This is a genomic window from Streptosporangium sp. NPDC000563, assembly GCF_040299985.1.
Lineage (GTDB): Bacteria > Actinomycetota > Actinomycetes > Streptosporangiales > Streptosporangiaceae > Streptosporangium.
Genome location: NZ_JBEPDA010000005.1, coordinates 1 through 21015 on the forward strand (window position 1 = coordinate 1; position 21015 = coordinate 21015).

The 21015-nt window shown below is 72.0% G+C and carries 22 protein-coding genes; 10 read left to right on the forward strand and 12 right to left on the reverse strand.

Going from position 1 to position 21015, the window contains the following annotated elements:
- The 4 genes from ABT352_RS15025 to ABT352_RS15040 form a co-directional block, all read left to right on the forward strand.
- Nucleotides 1–843, forward strand: an 843-nt coding sequence (locus tag ABT352_RS15025; protein WP_502992867.1) for a dolichyl-phosphate-mannose--protein mannosyltransferase, incomplete at its 5' end; no start/stop codon positions are given.
- 110 nt (nt 844–953) lie between these two features.
- Nucleotides 954–2168 (forward strand): hypothetical protein, encoded by a 1215-nt coding sequence (locus ABT352_RS15030; RefSeq protein ID WP_350945392.1) that lies wholly within the window; start codon nt 954–956, stop codon nt 2166–2168.
- Between the two features lie 161 nt (nt 2169–2329).
- Nucleotides 2330–3733 (forward strand): AI-2E family transporter, encoded by a 1404-nt coding sequence (locus ABT352_RS15035; RefSeq protein WP_350945393.1) that lies wholly within the window; start codon nt 2330–2332, stop codon nt 3731–3733.
- A 245-nt stretch (nt 3734–3978) separates the two neighbouring features.
- Entirely contained in the window at nt 3979–4623 is a 645-nt protein-coding gene (locus tag ABT352_RS15040) for an SRPBCC family protein (protein WP_350945394.1), read from the forward strand.
- A 41-nt stretch (nt 4624–4664) separates the two neighbouring features.
- On the opposite strand, the gene ABT352_RS15045 is transcribed toward ABT352_RS15040, so the two are convergent.
- From ABT352_RS15045 to ABT352_RS15055, 3 genes are all read right to left on the reverse strand, one after another.
- Nucleotides 4665–4841 carry a hypothetical protein gene (locus tag ABT352_RS15045; RefSeq protein ID WP_350945395.1) on the reverse strand — a complete coding sequence of 59 codons (177 nt, stop codon included), beginning with the start codon at nt 4839–4841 and terminating at the stop codon, nt 4665–4667.
- A 31-nt stretch (nt 4842–4872) separates the two neighbouring features.
- Nucleotides 4873–5328, reverse strand: coding sequence for an SRPBCC family protein (locus tag ABT352_RS15050; RefSeq protein WP_350945396.1), 456 nt, complete (start codon nt 5326–5328; stop codon nt 4873–4875).
- A gap of 80 nt (nt 5329–5408) precedes the next feature.
- The gene (locus ABT352_RS15055) at nt 5409–5729 is read right to left on the reverse strand and encodes an ArsR/SmtB family transcription factor (RefSeq protein WP_350945397.1); all 321 of its coding nucleotides are present in this window, start codon (nt 5727–5729) and stop codon (nt 5409–5411) included.
- 100 nt (nt 5730–5829) lie between these two features.
- Here ABT352_RS15055 and ABT352_RS15060 point away from each other — a divergent pair, with 100 nt between their 5' ends.
- Together ABT352_RS15060 and ABT352_RS15065 are read left to right on the forward strand one after the other, a co-directional pair.
- Nucleotides 5830–6024 carry a hypothetical protein gene (locus tag ABT352_RS15060; protein ID WP_350945398.1) on the forward strand — a complete coding sequence of 65 codons (195 nt, stop codon included), beginning with the start codon at nt 5830–5832 and terminating at the stop codon, nt 6022–6024.
- Nucleotides 6025–6203: 179 nt separating this feature from the next.
- Nucleotides 6204–7715: a ricin-type beta-trefoil lectin domain protein gene (locus tag ABT352_RS15065; protein WP_350945399.1), complete on the forward strand. Its 1512-nt coding sequence runs from the start codon at nt 6204–6206 to the stop codon at nt 7713–7715.
- A 263-nt stretch (nt 7716–7978) separates the two neighbouring features.
- Here ABT352_RS15065 and ABT352_RS15070 read toward each other — a convergent pair whose 3' ends face one another.
- Nucleotides 7979–8794, reverse strand: a complete 816-nt coding sequence (locus ABT352_RS15070; protein ID WP_350945400.1) for an NAD(P)H-binding protein — start codon at nt 8792–8794, stop codon at nt 7979–7981.
- Nucleotides 8795–8922: 128 nt separating this feature from the next.
- Here ABT352_RS15070 and ABT352_RS15075 point away from each other — a divergent pair, with 128 nt between their 5' ends.
- A complete protein-coding gene (locus tag ABT352_RS15075; protein ID WP_350945401.1) occupies nt 8923–9843 on the forward strand; it encodes an AraC family transcriptional regulator in 921 nt (306 codons plus the stop codon).
- 96 nt (nt 9844–9939) lie between these two features.
- On the opposite strand, the gene ABT352_RS15080 is transcribed toward ABT352_RS15075, so the two are convergent.
- Nucleotides 9940–10209: a hypothetical protein gene (locus ABT352_RS15080; RefSeq protein WP_350945402.1), complete on the reverse strand. Its 270-nt coding sequence runs from the start codon at nt 10207–10209 to the stop codon at nt 9940–9942.
- On the opposite strand from ABT352_RS15080, the gene ABT352_RS15085 reads away from it, so the two are divergent.
- From ABT352_RS15085 to ABT352_RS15095, 3 genes are read left to right on the forward strand one after another with little or no spacing between them, the layout of a single operon-like run.
- Nucleotides 10208–10345, forward strand: a complete 138-nt coding sequence (locus ABT352_RS15085; RefSeq protein WP_350945403.1) for a hypothetical protein — start codon at nt 10208–10210, stop codon at nt 10343–10345. The two genes, ABT352_RS15080 and ABT352_RS15085, sit on opposite strands and share 2 nt — an antisense overlap.
- Entirely contained in the window at nt 10346–11605 is a 1260-nt protein-coding gene (locus tag ABT352_RS15090) for a sensor histidine kinase (protein ID WP_350945404.1), read from the forward strand. It abuts the gene before it with no gap.
- On the forward strand, nt 11593–12252 hold the full coding sequence (locus ABT352_RS15095) for a response regulator (protein ID WP_350945405.1): 660 nt from the start codon (nt 11593–11595) through the stop codon (nt 12250–12252). Before ABT352_RS15090 ends, ABT352_RS15095 begins: the two co-directional genes overlap by 13 nt.
- Before the next feature lie 12 nt (nt 12253–12264).
- Here ABT352_RS15095 and ABT352_RS15100 read toward each other — a convergent pair whose 3' ends face one another.
- The 7 genes from ABT352_RS15100 to ABT352_RS15130 form a co-directional block, all read right to left on the reverse strand.
- Nucleotides 12265–13095: an HpcH/HpaI aldolase/citrate lyase family protein gene (locus ABT352_RS15100; RefSeq protein ID WP_350945406.1), complete on the reverse strand. Its 831-nt coding sequence runs from the start codon at nt 13093–13095 to the stop codon at nt 12265–12267.
- Nucleotides 13092–14558: a dihydroorotase gene (locus ABT352_RS15105; protein ID WP_350945407.1), complete on the reverse strand. Its 1467-nt coding sequence runs from the start codon at nt 14556–14558 to the stop codon at nt 13092–13094. Before ABT352_RS15105 ends, ABT352_RS15100 begins: the two co-directional genes overlap by 4 nt.
- Nucleotides 14555–15982, reverse strand: coding sequence for an MmgE/PrpD family protein (locus ABT352_RS15110; protein WP_350945408.1), 1428 nt, complete (start codon nt 15980–15982; stop codon nt 14555–14557). The genes ABT352_RS15105 and ABT352_RS15110 overlap by 4 nt, the downstream gene beginning before the upstream one ends.
- Nucleotides 15975–16814: a cyclase family protein gene (locus ABT352_RS15115; RefSeq protein ID WP_350945409.1), complete on the reverse strand. Its 840-nt coding sequence runs from the start codon at nt 16812–16814 to the stop codon at nt 15975–15977. The genes ABT352_RS15110 and ABT352_RS15115 overlap by 8 nt, the downstream gene beginning before the upstream one ends.
- A 218-nt stretch (nt 16815–17032) precedes the next feature.
- Nucleotides 17033–18226, reverse strand: coding sequence for a CaiB/BaiF CoA transferase family protein (locus ABT352_RS15120; protein WP_350945410.1), 1194 nt, complete (start codon nt 18224–18226; stop codon nt 17033–17035).
- Nucleotides 18227–18294: 68 nt separating this feature from the next.
- On the reverse strand, nt 18295–19875 hold the full coding sequence (locus ABT352_RS15125; protein ID WP_350945411.1) for an FAD-dependent oxidoreductase: 1581 nt from the start codon (nt 19873–19875) through the stop codon (nt 18295–18297).
- Nucleotides 19875–21014 (reverse strand): MFS transporter, encoded by a 1140-nt coding sequence (locus ABT352_RS15130; RefSeq protein WP_350945412.1) that lies wholly within the window; start codon nt 21012–21014, stop codon nt 19875–19877. The genes ABT352_RS15125 and ABT352_RS15130 overlap by 1 nt, the downstream gene beginning before the upstream one ends.
- Between the last annotated feature and the right edge of the window lies 1 nt (nt 21015).

Genomic DNA, 21015 nt, shown 5'->3' on the forward strand with positions numbered 1-21015 from the left:
TCGGGCGTCTTCTTCCTCATCGCCTTCGCGGTCATGTCACTGCTGTGGGACGCCGGAGCCCGCCGAGCCATCGGCCTGCGCAGACCGTACGCCGGCACCTTCGGCAAGGACCTCACCGGAGCGGTGCTCACCACCGCCCTGCTGCCCGCCGCCGTCTACGTCGTCTCCTGGGCGGGCTGGTTCGCCTCCGCCGGCGGTTGGGGCCGCAACTGGGGCCAGGCGACCTCGCACGGGCCGGCCTTCTTCGTCTTCGACTCGTTGCGCTCCTGGCTGAGCTACCACTTCCAGGTGCTCGGCTTCCACACCGGCCTGGCGACCCCGCACAACTACCAGTCCGACCCCTGGAGCTGGCCGCTGCTGCTACGCCCCGTGGCGTTCTTCTACGAGAGTCCCCAGGGCGGCTGTGGCACCGACACCTGCTCGCAGGCCGTCCTCGGGGTCGGCACGCCGGTCATCTGGTACGGAGGGCTCGCGGCCCTCATCGCGATGATCGCCTGGTACGTCGCCACCCGCGACTGGCGGGCCGGAGCCGTGCTCGTCGGCTACGCCGCCGGCTGGCTCCCCTGGTTCTACTACGCGATCGCCGACAACCGGACCATGTTCCTGTTCTACGCGATCCCCATGGTCCCCTTCATGATCCTGGCGATCGTGCTCGTGGCCGGGCTGATCCTCGGCCCGGCGAGCGCCCCGCAGGGACGCCGGACCGTCGGCGCCGCGGTCGTGGGTGCCTTCGCCCTGCTGGCGCTCGTCAACTTCTGGTGGCTCTACCCGGTGCTCACCGCCGAGATCATCCCGTACGCCGAGTGGAGTTCACGGATGCTTTTCAAGAAGGGCTGGATCTGAGCGTCCGCGTATGAGCCACTTAGAAGACATTTCCTAGGGTAGGCACCGTGCAGGATCCATTACGTCACGTTCATCGTCAGAGCAGGCCCGCATACGGCAGACTGCGAAGCATGCCTGCACCGGACGTGGCCGCCCTCCTGTCGGAGCTGGAGCGTTCCGAGCCCGCCTCCGCCGAGCACGCCCGCAGCGCGATCGACTGGCTGACCGGCGGCGAGCCGCTGGAGACGATCAGCGAGCTCAACGTGTGCGAGTTTCTCTGGTACACCCTGCCCTCGAAGGTCACCGGCGACCGCCCCGCGATCGCCCGCGCGCTGGGCCTGCTGCTGCGGCTGGGCGGCCTTGAGCGCTACGCCGCCCTCTGCTCGTCGTCCACGACCACCCAGATCCTGCGCACCTACGCCCGCCTGGGCGAGGACGCGGGGATGGCCGCGTACCAGTCGGCCCTGGACGCGACGGGTGTGCTCCCGCCCGACGTGCCCGAGCTGCGGTGGAGCTCGATCATGGGACCGGAGGAGCTGGGCGCGCACGGCGCCTGCTCGGCCGCACTGGAGCTGGCGATCGTCTCCGGTGAGCTCGTCCCCCGTCCGGCCGAGCGGCAGAGGCTCACCAGCCGCTGGCTCACCACGCCCCGCCCCGAGCTGGGCGGCGACAACTGGCTGCACCGGGTCCAGGGCGAGCGGCTCAACCGCTGGGTCCTCGGCCGGGGCACCGCCTGGCGCGAGCTCGCCCAGCCCTTCGAGGTGCGCTTACACGCGCCCATCCCCGCACCGGACGAGGCCCATCTGGGGGCGCTGCGCTGGCTGCTGACCGTGGGGCTCCGCCCGGAAGGCATCCCGCTGACCCAGCGGCACAACCTCGCCCGTTCCGTGCTCGCGGAGAGCACCTGGAGCGGCGCGGAACTCGCGGCCGTCCGCGAGGTGGCCCAGGACCAGATGGGCGCGCTACGCCAGACCGGAAGGCGCCTGGTGACCACCTCGACGGGCGAGCGCCTGCTCGGCGACACCGACCTGCTCTGGGAGGCCGCGGCCGCCGCCCTGCTCGCCCCCTCGCCGGGGGAGAACGGCTTCCGTGCCTCGGCCAGGGAGGTGGCGCTGATGCTGCTCGCCGACGGCGCCCCCGCCGACCGTGACCACGTCACCGCCGTGATCGACTGCACGGAGCGGCAGGCCCTGGAGGTCGACGCCTCGCTCGCCGAGCTGGGCAGGCGCCTGGACGCCTTCGGCCTGCGCGTCGACGGCCGTCTCACCCCTGCCGGCCGCTCCGCCGCTCTCGCCGCCCTCCGCAACCACGCCCTGCGCCCCCGCCAGTACGTCAACATGACCTGACGACGCCCTCAGCGTCTCCCCGTGCCCCTCGGTGCCCCTCAGAGGCCGCTGTGGCCCCCGCGGCCCCCGGTGTCCCTTCGTGCTCGAAACCGTACGGCGACCAGGGAAAATATGGCGGTCGCGGACCGACTAACCTTCCTGGAAACGGGCAGTGGCAGCGCGTGTCCGAGCCCACCTCCGCTGACCGCGCCACAGCGCCGGAAACATCCCCGCCCGCCCCCCGCGTTCCGTCGACGGAGACGGGCGCGGGAGGTGTCCCGGCGTCATCGGCCGGAGCCGGCGAATCCGTCTCGTCCGAGCCGATCCTGACCTCCGCGGGCCCTCTGGTCCTGCCCGCCGCTCCGCCCGCGGATGCCGGCGGTCCCGTTCCCGGTGGTCCCGTTCCCGGCGGTCCCGCTCCCGGTGGTCCTGTTCCCGGCGGTCCCGCTCCCGGCGGCCCCGCGAGCGCGGTCACCGTGCCCCCCGGCGCGGCCGCGTCCCCCGACGCCGCGCCGTCATCGGGAATCACCCCGAACCTCCCGTTCGGCCGTCCCGGACGCTCGATGAGCAACAACCCGTTCGTGTTCGGCTTCACCGCCGCCCTGGGGGTGCTCACCGCCTGGTGGCTGGTGCAGGCCATCGCGACCGCGAGCTCGGTGCTGGTCCTCATCGTCGTCTCGCTCTTCCTCGCCATCGGCCTGAACCCGGCCGTCGAGGTCCTCCAGCGGCGCAACGTCCCCCGGGTGTGGGCCATCACCCTCGTCTTCCTGGGCGTCATCCTCGTCTTCGTCGTCTTCGGCCTGGCCGTGGTCCCCCCGCTGACCACGCAGTCCACCCAGTTCGTCGAGCAGCTCCCGCAGTACGTCCAGGAGCTGCAGAACAACCCGGTCATCCGCGATCTGGACCAGCGCTTCCAGCTGCTGGAGAAACTTCAGACGTACGTGACGAGCGGCGACTTCGGCACCCAGATGTTCGGCGGTGTGCTCGGCATCGGGTCGGTCCTCATCGGGGCGGTCTTCAACTCGCTCACGGTGCTGGTGCTGACGCTCTATCTCCTGGGCTCGTTGAAGTCGCTCAAGAAGCTGGCCTACCGCCTCGTCCCTCGGAGCCGCAGGGTCCGCACGACCCTGCTCGGTGACCAGATCATCGACAGCATCGGCGGATACGTCGCCGGGAACCTGATCATCTCGCTCATCGCCGGTGTGACGACCTTCATCTTCCTGAGCATCATGGAGGTCCCGTACGCCCTGGCGCTCTCGCTGATCGTCGCGATCACCGACCTCATCCCGCTGGTCGGCGCCTTCATCGGCGCGGGGATCGCCTCCCTGGTGGGATTCTTCGTCTCTCCGACCGTCGGGATCGTCTGCATCGTCTTCTTCACGATCTACCAGCAGATCGAGAACTACTGGATCGCCCCGGCCGTGATGAAGAGCTCGGTCGACGTGCCGCCGCTCGCCACGATCGTCGGCGCCCTGCTGGGGGGCGCGCTGCTCGGCGTGGTGGGCGCGCTGCTCGGCATCCCGATAGCCGCGGCCGTCCTGCTCATCCTGCGGGAGGTGGTCCTGCCCCGGCAGGAACGCACCTGACCGGCACCCGATCGGCCCCGATCGGCCCTGACCGGCCCTGATCACCATGGAGGAGCCACGTCGGCCTCTCCTCCGTCTACGCGGATCGGGGGTCACGAGCCCTCACCGTCGAGGTACGCCTGTCCCTCATCCGCACACAACATCACAAAAAAGTTTTTTTCGCTTCTTCGTCGCAAAAGTACCTAGATCACAACAACATGCGATAAAAGATCACTTGCACCTACTGTCTCCCCTTTGGGGTATACGTGAAGAAGCGTCTTCGACTCCTCGCGGCCCAGCTGCTCGCCACGGCCCTCGTCCTCACCACCCTCTCGGCCCCCGCCCACGCGAGCACTCCGGAGAGCGATCCCCAGCTCACCGCCGAGTGGCAGACCGCGTGGGACACCTACCAGTTCTACAAGACCACGCCGCCCCTCCCGGGATCGGGACGCAGCCGGGCGCAGGACAGCATCTCCATCACCATCGACGCCCCCGTCAACCGGGTGTTCCCCGCGTACTCGAACATCAACAACCACCTCGGCCTGCACTCGTTCCTGAAGCGGGTCGTCACCCACAAGGACCGCCGGCAGGGCAGCAAGCGCCACATCGACTTCACCGCGGTCGAGGAGCTCCCGTACGAGGGTTCGACCGTCGTCATCAACACGCACGCGCAGCAGCGCATCAACCCCGCCGCCCTCTACTACGAGACCGACAGCTGGACGATGCCCAACGTCGTCACCCACCAGAAGATCGTCTTCGAGGCGCTCTCCGGAGGAAAGACCAAGGTCACCGAGTACCTCACCTTCGACGCGGACAGCACGCTGATCGACTTCGTACTCCAGAACGGCGTCGCCTCCCACCAGGCGACCCAGGCCGGGATGAAGCAGGCGATCGAGAGCGGCGAGCTCTAGAGACGGCGTCCGCCGCCGACGAGGGTGAGCCGTCACGGGCCTCACTCCTCGTCGGCGGCGCGGCCCGCGGCAGGTATGTGCCGCAGCGCGGCGACGGTGAGTACGGCGATGCCCGTCACCGGCACTCCGGCGACGGCGGCGGTGACGGTGACGGTGACGGTGACGTCGAGCCCGGCGGTGAGGGCGTCGCGCGCGACCGCCGAGGCCGCGCCGAACACCGGCCGCTCGTGTCACCGGCCGTGCCCGTGGTCACGAGCCCTGCCGCCGCAGTTCCCCCTCCAGCGCGTCGAGCCATTCGCCGGTGCCGCGTTCCCTCCATTCCGGCTTCTCGTGGCCGTCGAGGAAGGCGTCGTGCTCGGTGAGGACCAGCCGGGTGCCCGTGCCCTCGGGGACGAACTCCACCGTGGTGAACGAGACCGTGGCCAGATCATCCCCGACGGAGAGGGTGGAGGTGTAGACGATCCGCTCGTCCGGGACGATGTCCTGGTACGAGGACTCGAACGTCATGCCCGGACCGTGCTCCGGTCCACCTCGGTTGACCTCCTTGCCCCCGACCCGGAAGTCGAGGTCGTGCTTCCCGTCGGGGGCGGCGAACCACCGGGCCTTCGCCACGGGGTCGGCCCAGGCGGCGAACACCCGGGAGGGGGCGACGCCGTACACCCGCTCCAGGGTGAACGTGGCATGCGTGACAGAACCATCGGTCATGATCTTCTCCTTGTTCCGGTCGTTCCGGTCGTTCCGGTCGTTCCGGTCATTCCGGTTGTTCTGGGTTTCGACATCCCGGCTCACTCGTTCAGCAGGTCGCCGAGCCGGTCGAGCCGGTGCTCCCAGGTGGTGCGCTGCCCGGCGAACCAGCTCTCGGCCGTCCGCAGCACGTCCGGCTCGATGTGACAGGTGCGGACCCTTCCGATCTTCTCGGTCCGGACCAGACCGCACGCCTCAAGCACCTGCAGGTGCTGCATCACCGCCGGCAGCGACATCTCCAGAGGCCGGGCCAGCTCACTCACCGACGAGGGCCCGCGGACCAGCCGCTCGACCATCTCGCGCCGCGTCGCGTCCGCGAGCGCCTGGAACACCCGATCCAGCGAACCATCTTGGTTAAGCATGTACTTAAGTATTGGGCGCGAAAGAGAAATAGTCAAGCAGATACTTAAGTATTGAGCGCGGGTTTGACCTTGTCGTAGCGTCAACGTTTCTAATGAGGGCATGCGAATCGGCGAACTCGCCGCGCCGGTCGGGGTGTCCACCCGGACCAACGTGGTCGTCGAGCCGACCGAGCCGGTCACCGTGGTCCGTCCCCTCGGCGGTCGCGCCGAGGCCACCACGATCCGCTTCTTCACCGACACCCCCGAGGCGCTGCTGGACGCCCTGCGACCCTCCCCGCACCACAGCGTTCCCTGATCCCCACGCGCCCCGTCCGTATCCGGCGCCGGGCCGTGCCGAGACGCCGCGCTTTCCTGTCATGTTCAGTCAGATCGCGTCAGATCTTGTATTGACTTACCTTGCCTTAAATGTAAAGTTTCTTTCGAGAGAGCGCTCTCACGCCTCGTCCCCCTCCCCCCACCCCTCAAGGACCAGTCGTGAGATTCACCGTGCTGACCAGCGTGGCGGTACTCGCCGCCGCGCTCGTCGTCCCGTCCCCGACCGCGCAGGCCGCCGCGATACCCGACCCCGCTCCCGACCCGTCCAAGGCGGCCACGGCCGAACAGGCACTGCGGCGAGACCTCGGCCTCACCCCCACGCAGGCCCGCGTCCGCCAGGCCCACGAGGCCGGGGCGGCCGTGGTGGAGCGGCAGCTTCGCACCCGTCTCGCCGACCGGTTCGCCGGCGCGTGGTTCACCCCCGGCGAAGGGCGGCTGAGCGTCGGCGTCCTGAACCGCGAGGACGCCGACCTCGTCCGCGCGGCGGGCGCGCTGCCGGTGTCCGTGCCACGCAGCGAGAGGCAACTGGCCACCACGAAGGCCGCGCTCGACCGAGTCGCGGACTCCGCGGGCAAGGACATCCACAGCTGGTACGTGGACGTCGCCGCGAACACCGTGGCGGTGTCGGCGGCCGACCGCGCCGCCGCCGAACGTTTCGTCAGGGCGGGCGCCGTCGACGCCGCCGAGGTGCGGATCTCCGTCGACGAGGCGCCCAAACCCCTGTACGACATCCGCGGCGGCGACCAGTACGTCATCAACGGCAACACGCTCTGCTCGGTGGGCTTCGCGGTCAACAACGGCGGCTTCGTCACCGCCGGGCACTGCGGCCGCACCGGCAGCCCCACCCTCGGTTACAACAACGTGAGCCAGGGCACCTTCGCCGGCTCGTCGTTCCCCGACAACGACTACGCCTGGGTCCGTACCAACGGAAACTGGACACCCCGCCCGTGGGTCAACAACTACGGCGGCGGCAACGTCGCCGTGGCGGGCTCCCGGGAAGCCGTGGTGGGCTCCTCCATCTGCCGGTCCGGGCGCACCACCGGCTGGCGCTGCGGCACCATCCAGGCCAAGAACGTGACCGTGAACTACTCCGGATCCCTGGTCCACGGGCTCACCCGGACCAGCGCCTGCGCCGAGGGCGGCGACTCGGGCGGCGCCTGGATCACCGGCGACCAGGCCCAGGGCGTCACCTCCGGCGGCTCCGGCAACTGCTCGACCGGCGGTACCACCTTCTACCAGCCGGTCAACGAGATCCTCGGCGCGTACGGCCTCACCCTGACCACCACCGGCGGGGGCGGCGGACGGCTCATCGGCTGGCAGGACAAGTGCATCGACGTACCCGGCAGCAACGCCGCCGACGGGCAGCGCCTGCAGCTGTGGGACTGCAACGGCACCGCCGCGCAGAACTGGACGTTCCCCGGCGACGGCACCGTCCGCGCCTTCGGCCTCTGCATGGACGTGGCCTGGGGCTCCACCGCCAACGGCGCCGCCATCCAGCTCGCCACCTGCAGCGGCAACCCGGCGCAGCAGTTCGTCCTCAGCGGCGCGGGTGACCTGGTCAACCCGCAGGCCAACAAGTGCGTGGACGTCACCGGCTTCGGCGGCAGCGGCACCCCGCTGCAGCAGTGGGAGTGCAACGGCGGCGCCAACCAGAAGTGGCGGCGAGGCTGACCACCCGCGGGACATCGCCGGGACGGTAAGCGTTCTCACCGAGACACCACTGGGGCGGTAAGCGTTCTCACCGGTTCTCAGTGGGGCACCGCCGGGACGGTAAGCGTTCTCACCGCCCCGGCACCGCCCCGGCACCGCGCCGTTTCACCCACCGCCGGACGCGCGACGGAAGTCCCCACCGCGTGTCCGGCGGTGCGCGGTGGGGACACCCGGTGCGCGCCCCCACCGCACCGGCCACCCGAGACCACGACCTTGACGGGAGGTCACGACCAGGCGCCGGTGGCGGCGATCCGGGCCGCGTAGTCCTCGAACGCGACCGGAGGACGGCCGAGCACCCGCTCGACCCCGTCGACGGGCTCGGCCGTGTGACCGGCACGGTGCAGGGCGAACAGGGTGTTCAGCGCGTCGGCCGCGACCTCCGGATATCCCTCCGCGAGCAGTTCGGCCCGGTATGCCTCCGGGGTCAGCTCGACGTACTCGATGGACCGGCCCGCGGCCCGCGCGATGATCTCGACGGCCGCGCCGAACGTCACCCCGCGCGGACCCGACAGGTCGTACGTCAGCCCCGCGTGCCCGTCCCCCGTCAGCGCGGCCACGGCGACCGCGGCGACGTCGTCGGCGTCGATGAACGGCTCGGGCACCTCGCCGATCGGCAACGCCAGCCTCCCCGCCCGCAGCGGCGCGTGCCACAGGTCCTCGTCGAAGTTCTGGTTGAAGTTGTTCGCCCGCAGGATCGTCCACTCCGCCCCCGAGTCGCGGACGGCCCGCTCCGCTGCGGCCATGCCCTGGCCGAAGTCCTCGCCGACCTGGTCCATGCCCCGGCCGGACAGCACCACGAAACGCTTGACGTCCGTGGCGCTCTCGACGAAGTCGCGGATCGGGGTGGGGTCGTCGGGCGCCACCAGGTATACCGCCTCGGCGCCGTGCAGCGCGTTCTCCCAGGTGGCGGGCTCGGACCAGTCGAAGCGAACCTCGCTGGAACGGGAGACGGGCCGCACCCGCTCCCCCTCCGCGCGCAGTCGCCGCACCACCCGGCGGCCGGTCTTGCCGGTCGCGCCCAGAATCAGGATCTCTCTCATGCCATAGAGCCAACCGCGCGGGGAGCCGCCCGCACATGGCCGAACGTACGCCGCACCTGTCCGATCGTCCCGTCGTGGCCACCGGGCGTGCGCCGCACCCGTGCGATCGTCCGGTTATCGTGGGCGCCATGGACCCGTACGACGACCTGTTGCGGGGGGTTCGCGGCGAGGGGGCCGTCTTCGGCGCGTCGGTGCTGTCGCCGCCGTGGGCGCTCAGGTTCGCCGACGGTCCCTCTCTGACACTCCTCGTCCCCCTGCGCGGCGAGGGGTGGATCGTCCGGGGAGACGACGCCCGGCAGGTGCGACTTGGCGAGGCGGCGATCGTGCGCGGGCCGGAGCCCTTCGTCGTCGCGGACACCGACGCACCGCGTCCTGCCCGGGAGGTCTCCCCTGAAAGGGCCGTCGCCGGAGACCTGACCGGCCAGACCATCCTGTTGGCGGGGTCGTACCGGGTGAACGGCGAGGTGGCCCGCCGCCTGGTCAGGGTGCTGCCCCCCGTGCTCGTCGTACCGGACGATCATGACTGCAGCAGCATGGGCGCCTACCTGGAGGCGCAACTCCTCTCCGGTCGCCCGGGGCACCAGATCGTGCTGGACCGGCTGCTCGACTGGCTGCTGGTGTGCACGCTGCGCGACTGGTTCGACCGGCCGGAGGCGGTGAGTCCCGGCTGGTACACCGCCCTGAACGACGACGTGGTCGGCCCGGCCCTGCGCGCCATCCACGAGGCCCCGTCCAGGCCGTGGACGCTCGCCTCCCTCGCCACCGCCGCGAGCGTCTCGCGCACCACCCTGGCCAGGCGGTTCACCGAACTCGTGGGCGAGCCGCCGATGACGTACCTGACGGAGTGGCGGATGGCACTCGCCGCCGACATGCTGGCCGAACCCGCCGCGACGGTCGCCACGGTGGCGCGCAGGGTGGGCTACTCCGACGCGTTCGGCTTCAGTTCGGCGTTCAAGCGCGTCCTGGGCGTGAGCCCGAGCGTCTACCGCGACGGCGTCACCGTCCGGGCCGGAGAGACGGCGAGCGCCGGGCTGCCCGGTTCCCCCTGAGACGGAGGCTGCGACCGGGGCGGTGTCCCGGAGACGGTCTGCCTTCCGGGCCGGAGGCGAACGGCGCGGTGTTCGCCCCCTCGTCCCCGGCGCCCGTCAGCGCCGGTGCCGGTAGTGGTGGGTGACCAGCGCGGCGGCACACGCCAGGACGATCGTCCCGAACCCGATTCCGATGAAAACGTTGAGGTCGGAGGTGGAGGTCACGATGTTGCAGACCACGCCGACCATCAGCAGAGCCCACAGCACGGGACGCACCACGCCACCCCGGGCGTCGGCGGGCCGCGTCGAAGGCGGCGTCTCGAAGGTGTCGGAAACGCGGTGGGAAGGGTCGGTCACGGCGTGCTCCTTGGTCGAACCGTTCGTCATGCTCCGACGCTACGAACCGCCGCCGCTCCCGGCGATCCCGCCGACGAGACAGGCGAGGTACAGCAGGCTGTACTTCTCGGCCCGCGACCTGACGGCGTCCAGAACGGTGCCCTATCGTCTGGCCGAGGAGGTGTGAATGCCGATCCACGAGTCCCCGGCCGGCCGCAAGTCGGCGGTGTTCGCCCGTGCCCGCACCGTCCTGGACGCGTTCGAACACCTCGTCGGCGGGCTGGGCACCACGGTCCTCGCCCTCGTCGCCTTCCTGCTGCTCGCCGCCACCGCGCTCGCCTGCCTCGTCGGCGTGGGCGTGTTTCTGGCACCCACCGCGCTGCGTGGGCTGCGGGCCGTCGCCGACCGGGAGCGCGCGAGGCTCTCCCGCTGGGGTCCGGAGATCATCGGTCCGGGGCCGGTGCCGCCCGGCCTGCGTGCCGCCCTCGCCGATCCGGCCACGCGCCGGGAGCTGGGCTGGGTGGTCGTCCACTCGACCCTCGGTCTGTTCCTCGGCCTGGCCGGTCTCACGATCTTCTTCAGTGCGGTGACCAACACCACCTTCCCGTTGTGGTGGCGGCTGCTGCCTCCGGAGGAGGCGGCCACCTCGGCCATGGGGCTCTGGACCGTACGGGATCTGCCCGGTGCCCTCGGGGTGAGCCTGCTCGGCCTGGGCTGGATCGTCCTCGCCGTGCTCCTCATACCGGGGATGGCGCGGCTGCAGGCGTGGCCCGGCCGGCGGCTCCTGTCGGCCGGGCCTGGCGCCGACCTCGCGCTGCGGGTCGCGCAGCTCACCGCGACCCGCGCGGCGGCGCTGGACGCGCACGCCGCCGAGCTGCGGCGGATCGAACGGTCGCTGCACGACGGGACCCAGAACCGGATCGTCGCCGTCACCGTCCTGCTCGGCGCGGCCCGTCGTGCGCTGGCGCGCGACCCGTCCGGCGCCGAGGCCATCCTCGACCGTGCCCAGGACGCCGCCGAGCAGGCGCTCGCCGAGCTTCGCGCGGTCGCCCGCGGCATCCTGCCTCCGGTGCTGACCGACCGGAGCCTCGTCGACGCGCTGACCGGGCTGGTCACCACCTGCCCGGTGCCCTGCCGGCTCGACGCCGACCTTCCCAGCCGCTGCGCCGCCTCCGTCGAGGCCACCGCCTACTTCGTGGTGGCCGAGGCGCTCACCAACATCGCCAGGCACAGCCATGCCGGGCACGCCACCGTCAGGGTCCGCCGCCGCGACGACCGGCTGCACCTTCAGATCACCGACGACGGCCGCGGGGGAGCCGACGAGCACGGCGGGTCCGGGCTCGTCGGCATCCGCCGCCGTACCGAAGCACATGATGGGACGCTCATGCTGACCAGTCCTCCCGGCGGGCCCACCGTCCTTGAGGTGAGCCTGCCATGCGGATCGTGATCGCCGAGGACGACCCGCTGCTGCGCGAAGGACTCGCGCTGCTGCTGCGCGCGGAGTCGCTCGACGTCGTGGCCACCGCCGCCGACCCCGACGGGTTCCTCACCGCCGTCGACGCCCACGAGCCGGACGTCGCCATCGTCGACGTCCGGATGCCGCCGACCCACACCGACGAGGGGATCGTCGCGGCCGTCGAGGCGAGGCGCCGCAGACCCGGCCTGGCCGTGCTCGTGCTGTCCGCGTACGTCGAACAGGCCTTCGCCACCGAGCTGCTCGCCCAGGGCAGCGCCCACCTCGGATATCTCCTCAAGGAGCGGGTCGGACGCGTCGACGAGTTCCTGAACGCGCTGCACCGGGTGGCCGAGGGAGGCACGGCGATCGACCCCGAGGTCGTCGCGCAGCTCTTCGCCCGCACCCGGTCCGACGACCGGCTGGAGCGCCTCAGTCCCCGCGAACGCGACGTCCTCGCCCTGATGGCCGAAGGACTGGGCAACACCGCCATCGCCGAGAGGCTCTTCGTCACCGACGGCGCCGTCCACAAGCACATCCGCAGCATCTTCGCCAAGCTCGACCTCGCGCCCGCGGACCGGGCGGACCGGCGCGTCACCGCCGTCCTGCGCTATCTCGAGGACGCCCAGCGCCGAGCCTGACCCACCGGCCGTTCAGGCCCCTTCCGCGCGTCCGATCACCTCGTGGGCGCTCCTGGCGACCGCCGCGTCGATGAACCGGCCCCTGGCGTCGAGCGCGACGCCGCCCGTCTCGGCCAGGCGGCGGACCAGGTCGCGGGCCTCCTCCAGCTCCTCGGGCGACGGGGTGAAGACCTCGTTGATCGGCGGGAGCTGGCGGGGCGACAGCGCGGTGCGGGCACGGAACCCCTGCCGCAGCAGGGTCCGGGTGCCCGCCACCAGCGCCTCCGTGTCGCGGACGGCGGTCTCGACCGGGCCGACCGGCGGCAGGATCCCGGCCGCCGCCGACGCGACGACGATCCGCGACCGGATCGGCCAGAGTTCCTCGCGCCCGGGACCCGGGCGCAGCCCCAGCTCACCGGCGAGGTCGGCCTCCCCCACGCCGAGCCGTACCACCCGGGGCGACGCCGCGACGCGTTCGGCCTGAACGACGCCGGAGGCCGACTCGATCAGCGCGAGCAGGGCGAACGTGCCCGGCGCGAGGTCGCGGGCCGTCTCGGCCTCGGTGAGCAGGGCGTCGGCGAGCTCCAGCAGCGCCGGTTCGGCCTTCGGGACCACGATCCCCTTCAGCCCCGGTACGGCCACCGTCGCGATGTCCGCCTTCGGGGTGTCGGCGTTGACGCGTACCCAGACCTCGCCGGGCAGTCGCGGGATCGCGGCGGCGGCGTTCTTCCTGGCGGCGGCCTTCGCCCCGGGCGCGACCGCGTCCTCCAGGTCGAGGATGAGCGCGTCGGCCCCGCGACCCGCGGCCTTGGCGAGCCTGTCCTCCTGGTCCGCGGGGACGTAGAGGTAGCTGCGCGGGGTCATGCGCCGGTCGGCCTGGCCAGGTAGCGGCCCTGCGGGCTGCCGGTGACCTTGCCGTCGGCGAGCACCCGGTGGCCGCGCAGGAACGTGTCGGTGACCCGGGCGGTGAGCTCGAAGCCCTCGAACGGGGTGTACTCCTGCGTGGACTCGGAGTCGGCCGCGCGCACCGTCCAGGTCGAGTCGGGGTCGACCAGGCAGAAGTCGGCGTCCAGGCCCTCGGCGACGGCGCCCTTGGTGCGCAGGCCGAACCGCCTGGCGGGGTTCCAGGACAGCAGGCGGGCGATCTCGCCGTAGCCGAGACCGCGCCTGGAGCCCTCGGTGACCAGGCCGGGCAGCAGGTACTCGGCGCCGCCGAAGCCCGACTTGGCGACGAAGACGTCCTCGCGGGGGTCGCCGAACTTCTGCTCGTCGCGGCAGCAGGCGTGGTCGCTCACGACCCAGTCGACCTTGCCGTCGAGCACGTGGCCCCACAGGGCCTCGACGTCCTCGCGGGGGCGCAGCGGCGGGTTGACCTTGCCGCCGATGCCGCTCGCGGTGGTGATGTCGGCCAGCAGGTGGCCGATGGTGACCTCGCGGCGGAAGTCGATGTGCGGGAACGCGTCGGCCATGCGCAGGGCGGCGTCCATCGCCTTCGCCGACGACAGGTGCAGCAGGTTGATCGTCGGCAGGCCGGTCTCGTGCGCGAGGTAGGAGGCGATGCTGACGGCGAGGCCCTCGGAGTGCGGCGGGCGGGAGGCGCTGTAGGCGGCGAGACCGGTGAGGGTGCCCTCCTCCTCGACCATCTTCGTGTACGCCGTCATGATCTCGGCCGTCTCGCAGTGCAGCGAGAGCGAGATCTCCTCGGCGAGGTCGGGGAACCTCTGGCGGGCGGCCTGGATGCCGCGCATGACGAACTCGAAGTGGGCGACGTCGTAGCGCTCGCCCTCCGGGATCATCAGGAAGGAGTTCTGGTCGGCCGAGCGGCCGTGCAGGCCGTGGCTGCCGTAGAACATGAACACCTTGAACGAGGTGACGCCGTGGTCGCGGACCAGTGACGGGATCTCCTCGATGTGGCGGCGCATCATCGGGGCCAGGTGGAAGGCGTAGTCGACGAAGGCCCTGCCGTCGGAGGCGGCGAGCACCTCGGGGAAGACCTCGGCGTACTCCCCGCCCTTGTTGAGGTAGTACTGCCCGGTGCGCATGTACGTCAGGGCGGAGGTCACGCCGCCCTGCGCGCAGGCGCGGCTCTCGGTCTCGGTGTCCACCGAGAGCGGGTTGTAGATGCCCCAGTGCTGGTGGGCGTCCACGACGCCGGGGAAGGCGAGCCGTCCGCCGCCGTCGACCACCTCGCGGCCCTCGGCCGGGTCGATGCCGGGCGCGACGCGGGCGATCCGCCCGTCGAGCACCGCGATGTCGGCGTCCACCGGCTCGGCGTGGTCGTGGTGGACGACCCGGACGTTCTTGATGATCAGGTCAAACGAGGTCACAGGGAGACTCCTTCGAGGTGGGTGAGCGGGCGCAGCACGTCGGCGACACCGGGCAGCCGGTCGAGTGCGAGCACCTGGTCGCGGACGGTCTCCGCGGCCTCGTCCGGCAGGCGGCCCGAGACGTTCTCCCGGAACTTGCGCGACAGCTCGGCGTCCGAGAGCGGCCTGGCCGGACCGCCCCGGTTGGCGAGCACCTCCTCGGTCCACTCCTGGCCGTCGTCGGTGCGCACCCGGACCACGGCCGGGAACTGGTGGGGGTAGATCTCGTCGCACCGCTCGTCGGCGACGACGTCGACCTTCGCCATCAGGGCCCGTCGCCACGGGTCCCTGGCGAGGTCGTCGGTGAAGTCGTCCAGTCCCACGCCGAGGCCGGAGCCGCCGACGAGCCCGGCGACCACCGCGTAGGGGCCGCTGAACTGGGCCTGGTAGCCGGTCTCGGGGGCGCGCTTGCCGCTGATCGGCTGGCCGATCGTGCGGATCACCGCGTAGGGCACCCGGAGCTCGATGTGCTCGATCCGGTCGAGCGGCAGGCCCCGCGCGCGCAGCGCGAGCCCGGCGTCGATGGCGGTGTGGGTGAAGTGGTTGGCCGGGTAGGGCTTGAAGAAGACGCCCGGCACCGCCCAGCGGTCACCGAGTCCGTCGAGCACCTGCGACAGGTCGGTCTTGTCGTCGCGGATGAACGCCTCGAAGAAGCCGAACCGGCCCTCCAGCACGGTCGGCGGACCGGTGAAACCCCGCCCGACCAGCGACGCGGCGGTGACGGCCGAGTGGGCGGCCCAGCCGCAGTGCAGCCGCTTCACGGTGCCGCCGGTGCGGTTGGCCTCGATGATGCCCGAGGCGAACGAGGCGGCGACGCCCAGCGCGTCGCGTACGCCGTCCTCGCCCAGGCCCATGAGCAGGGCCGCCGCGGCGGCGCCGCCCATCGTGCCGCAGATGGAGGTGGCGTGCTGGCCGTGTTCGAAGAAGACCGAGTTGCCGAGCGTGGTGTCGTAGCCGGCCATGCCGAGCCGGACGGTGATCTCCAGTCCGGCCGCGATCGCCGCGACCGTGTCGGCGCCCGAGGCCCCCGAGGCCTGCGCGGCGGCGAGCGCGGCCGGGATCACCCCGGCGCTCGGGTGCAGCACCGACGGCAGGTGGGTGTCGTCGTAGTCGAGCGAGTGCGCCAGCACGCCGTTCGCGAACGCGGCCTGCGCGGCGGGCAGCGCCTGGGCGACCCCGACGGCGTACGCCTCGGGCCGCCCGCCCTGGTCGGCGGCGTAGCCGGAGGCGGCCACGCTGGTCGGCAGCCGGTAGGCGGCCACGCACAGCCCGAGCACGTCGAGCACCCGCTGCCGTACGCTGGCGATCACGTCGGCGGGCGGCTGCCCGCTCAGGGTGGCGGCGGCGAACCTGGCGAGTTCGGCCGCGAGGATCGGCTCACCCACGGCCCACCACCGCCAGCGGACGGACCGGTGAGCCGGTGGCGCCGAAGATGGGCAGCGGGGCGAGCACGAACGTGAACTCGTGCACCCCCGCGGCGGCGAGTCCCTCCAGGTCGAGCGTCTCGATGATGTAGACGCCGCGTTCGACCAGGAGCACCCGGTGGGCGGGGAGCACGCTGTGGCCGCTGCCGGGTTTGAGGCATTCGAAGGCGATCGTGTCGGCGCCCGCCGCGTGGACGCCCTGGTCGGCGAGCCAGGTCGCGCCCGCCTCGCCGACACCCGGTACGCCCGAGTCGCGGCCGATGTAGACGTTCCGGTCGGGGTCGCCGAAGAGGCGGCCCCAGCCGCTGCGCACCAGCACCACGTCTCCGGAGGCCAGGGGGGTGCCCTGTCTCGCGACCGCCTTCTCCAGGTCGTCGGGGGTGATCTCGTAACCGGCCTCGCAGCCCTCGGGGGTGCCGAGGGCGGCGGGCACGTCGAGCAGCACGCCGCGCCGCACCATCGGGGCGATCGTGTGCGCCCCGAGCTCGGCGAACCGGCCTCCGCTGCTCGCCGCGAGGGCGTCGGAGCCGTCGATGAGGCGGCCGTCGTGGGAGACGTGGGCGAAGGCGTCGATGTGGGTGCCGACGTGGGTGCCCATGCTGATCATGTCGTTGGCGGCGGAGCCGCCGTCGGCACGGACCATGTCGCCGTGGCGGCGGGGCAGCGTGTGCCAGAAGGGTGGGTGGTTCGGTGACTGCGGCATTCCGATGGTCAGCGGACGGCCCAGGTCGTAGATGCCGACCCCGTCGCGGACCGCCTGTAGCAGCGGGTCGGTGGTAGCGGTGCCGCTCACGTCGCCTGGCCTTCCGTTTCCGGTGCTCACGCCGGTGCTCCCGGCGTCTGTCGTACGGTTTCCGGTCCTCACACGGGTGGTCCCGGTGTCTGCGGTGTGGTTTCCGGCGCTCGCGCCGGTGGTTTTGGTGTCTGTCGCGCGGTCTCCGGTCCTCACCTCGGTGGTCCCGGCGTCTGCGGTGCGGTTTCCGGTCCTCACACCGGTGGATCCGGCGCCTGTCATGCGATCACCTTGCGTACCCGCAGGTCGGCGGTCGTGGCGGCGTCGAGCCCGAGCTCCCGCAGGATCTCGTCGGTGTCGGCGCCCAGGGGCCGGCCGGTGAAGCGGACCCGCCCGGGGGCGCCGGGCATCCGCCACATCACGTTGTGCATCAGCACCGAGCCCAGGTCCTCGTCGGGAACGCGGGTGAGCATGCCGGTGCCGGTCACGTGGGGGTCCTCGGCGAGGTCGCGGGCGTCGTACACGGGTGCGGCGGCGGCGCCGACCCGTTCGAACTCGGCCATGACCTCCTCGCGGGTGCGTTCGGCGATCCAGCCGCCGACGTGGGCGTCGAGCAGGTCGGCGTGGGCCGCCCGCTGCCGCCCTGAGGCGAACCACGGTTCGGCGATCACCTCGGGGTGGCCGACCAGCGTCATCACCCGTTCGGCGATGCTCTGGGCGCTGGTGGAGATGGCGACCCAGCCGCCGTCCTTGCAGCGGTAGGTGTTGCGCGGGGAGTTGTTGCCCGATCGGTTGCCCTGGCGGCGGCCGATCACGCCGAGTTGGTCGTAGACGGTGGCGTGGGGGCCGACCGCGGTCATGATCGGTTCGAGGAGGTTGATGTCGACGACCTCGCCCCGGCCGGTCCGCTCCCGGGCCCAGAGCGCCATCATCGTCGCCGAGCTGGCCGCGATGCCGCAGATGCTGTCGGCGAGCCCGAACGCCGGGAGGGTCGGGGGGCCGTCGGCCTCGCCGGTGAGGTGGGCGAAGCCGCTCATCGCCTCGGCGAGGGTGCCGAACCCGGGGCGGGCCGCGTAGGGGCCCTCCTGCCCGAAACCGGTGATCCGGACGATCACCAGCCGGGGGTTGATCTCGTGGAGCGTCTCGGGCCCGACGCCCCAGCGTTCGAGGGTGCCCGGCCGGAAGTTCTCCACGACGACGTCGGCCGTCTTCGCCAATTCCAGGAACAGCTGCGCGCCTTCCGGAACGGAAAGGCTCAGTCCGATCGTGCGCTTGTTGCGGGAGATCTCTTTCCACCAGAGCGGGACGCCGTCCTTGGAAGGACCGTGGCCGCGCATGCCGTCCCCGGCGACCGGGTGCTCGACCTTCACGACCTCGGCACCTTGGTCACCGAGGATCTGGCAGCAGAGCGGGCCGGCGAGGATGGTCGACACGTCGATTACCCGCAGACCTGTCAGAGGTCCGTCTTCCACCATCACTCCTTGTTCCGCTATAGCGAACGCCGGTCCGCTCAGAGAGTATGTCAAGGCAGTTGGTACGGTCAACGCCGTCCCCCTCCTCCGAGCGCCGCCCCGATGGCGTACGCGCGGGCCACGGCCGCGGCCAGGGAGGTGCCGCCCCCCGGGTAGTGGTCGCCGAAGACGCTCGCGGAGACGTTCCCGGCGGCGAACAGGCCGTCCACCGGGGTCCCGCCGGGGGTGAGGACCTGCCCGTGGTCGTCGGTGACCACGCCGCCGCAGGTGCCGAGGGTGCCCGCAACGACCGGGACCGCGGTGAACGGCCCTTCCGCCAGCGGCGCGAGGGACGCGGGACCGCGCCCGAACCTCCGGTCGGCGCCCGCGAGGGCGTCGGCGTTGAACTCCGCGATCGTCTCGGCCAGGGCCGACGCGTCGATACCGCAGGCGTCGGCGAGTTCGTGCGGCGTCGAACCGGTGACCGCCCAGGAGGGGGTGCCTCCGGGAGGGCCGCCCGCGACCGGATACCGGGCGCGGTGAACGGCGTCGTACACGAACCAGGCGGGGACGTGCCGGGGCGCGCCGGTGGCGGGGTCGGTCTCGCGGAACACCTTCGTCAGGTCGTGGTAGCTCCCCGTCTCGTCGGCGAACCGGCGGCCGGAGCCGTTGACCATGATCGATCCCGGCCTGGTCAGTTCCACGGTGGCGAGCCGCCCGGTGGGCAGTCCGTCGTAGCGGGCCTCGGGGTCGCAGAACACGGGCACCCCCCACGAGGCGGTCAGGTCGGTGACCGCCGCCCCGGCGCGCAACGCCATGAGCAGGCCGTCCCCCTCGTTGCCCGGCGCCCCGATCGGGGTGAGCCGGGCGGGCAGGAACGCCCGCTGGAGCGCCGGGTCCCACTCGAAGCCGCCGCCGGCCAGCACGACAGCCCGGCGCGCGGTGATGTGACCGGAGTCCTCGAAAGTGAGGTCCCACGACCGGCCCGACCGTTCCAGGCCGACGGCGCGGGCACCGAGCAGGAACTCCACACCGCGGGCGCGGGCGGAGACGGCGAGCGAACCGGCGAGCGCCCCGCCCAGCGTGCGCACCCCCCGGTCGCGGCGCTCACGGTCGAGCGCGGCGAGGTCGGCGCCGGTGTCCCGCTCCCGTTCGGCCATGGTGAGCCAGGGCAGATAGGTGGGCGGCCGGAGCAGACGCTCCAGTCCCGGGTACGCGGTGACGTCGAACGGCCGGTTGTCCAGGGCCCGGCCCCCGCGCCTGGCACCGGGCAGATCGGCCCGGTAGTCGGGGCGTTCCAGGGCGAACAGGTCCACATGGGTCTCGTCGCACAGGTAGCGTACGGCCTCCCCGATCGTGCGCAGGAACCACTCCAGGCGAGCGCGCGGCACGGTCTCCCTGGTGACCGCGACGAGGTGGCGCAGGGCGTCGGCGGCACCGTCTGTGGCACCGTCGGCAGCACTGTCGGCGTCGGCGAGGTGGTTGCCCGGCGCCCAGATCACGCCGCCCGACACGGCGGTGGTGCCACCGAGCACGGAGGCCCGTTCCACGACGACGACGTGGTGTCCGGCGTCGGCGGCCCTGCAGGCGGCGGTCAGCCCGGCCGCGCCGCTGCCGACGACCAGCACGTCACACGACGTCGGCGGATGATCGAGGGTGGTGAAGTTCATCAGGTCGCCTCCCATGCGGCCCGGTTGACCAGCACGAGGAGTGCGGCCAGCCCGCAGAACGCCGCCGCCAGCAACCAGCCGGCGGCGTACGAGTGATATTGCGCCACTGCTCCCACGAGCAGCGGCCCGAGAATGCCCCCGGCCGCGCCGCCCGACTGCACGACGCCGGACGCGGCGCCCGGCATGGTGGCGTAGGTCTCTGCGACGGTGAGGGCGACCAGGCCGGTCCAGCCCCAGCCGGCGCCGCAGGCCACCAGCGTGCCGACCAGGAACAACCCCCGGTCGCCGGGAATGAACAGCAGGAACCCGACCCCGCCGAGCGCCATCATCGCGGCGACCGTGAGACGGCCGTACCTGGTACGGCCCAGGGTCAGCCGCACGGCGATGATGACCGCGCTGCTCACGGCGAGCGCGATGCCCGCGAAGGACGGGGACAGGCCGAGCGTGACGCCGTAGTCCACGAAGAAACTGCTCAGCGCGGTCGCGGCGGCCGAACCCAGCAGGAACGCGCCGGTGACCAGCAACAGGGGCATCAGCGGCGTCAGCTTCACCCGCGCGGGACGTCCCGCCGAGGCCGGAGCAGGAGTGCCGGGCACCCGCATCAGCAGCAGCGCGGCGACCGCGACACCGCCCACGAGGAAGACCAGCCGCCAGTGCATCACGGTGGCGAGCAGCGGCAGCGACAGCCCGGCGACCAGCGTCGAGGCCGGGATCGACGACCGTTCGAGGCCGAACGCCATCGGCCGCCGAGACGCCCGCACGTTTTCGACGATCAGTACGGTGCCGATCGAGGCGCCGACCGCCGAGCCGATCCCGCCCACGGCGAGCGCGGCGAGCAGTCCGGCCCATGACCCGCCGAACACGGCCACCCCGACGAGGCAGAGGCCGGTCATGACCGCCGACAACCGCAGGGCCCTGCGCGGGCCCACGCGGTCGGCGATCCGGCCGCCCGGGGACATGGCGACCGCGCCGACCACGTAGAAGACGCTGACGGTGAGGCCGAGGCCCGCACTGTCGAGGCCGATGTCGTGCCGGATCGCCACGCCCAGGGTGCCCACCAGGTAGGCGGGATACATGTAGGTCATGCCGAGCAGCACGGCCAGGACGACCGCCCGACGCGACGTCGGGGAGTCGCTCACC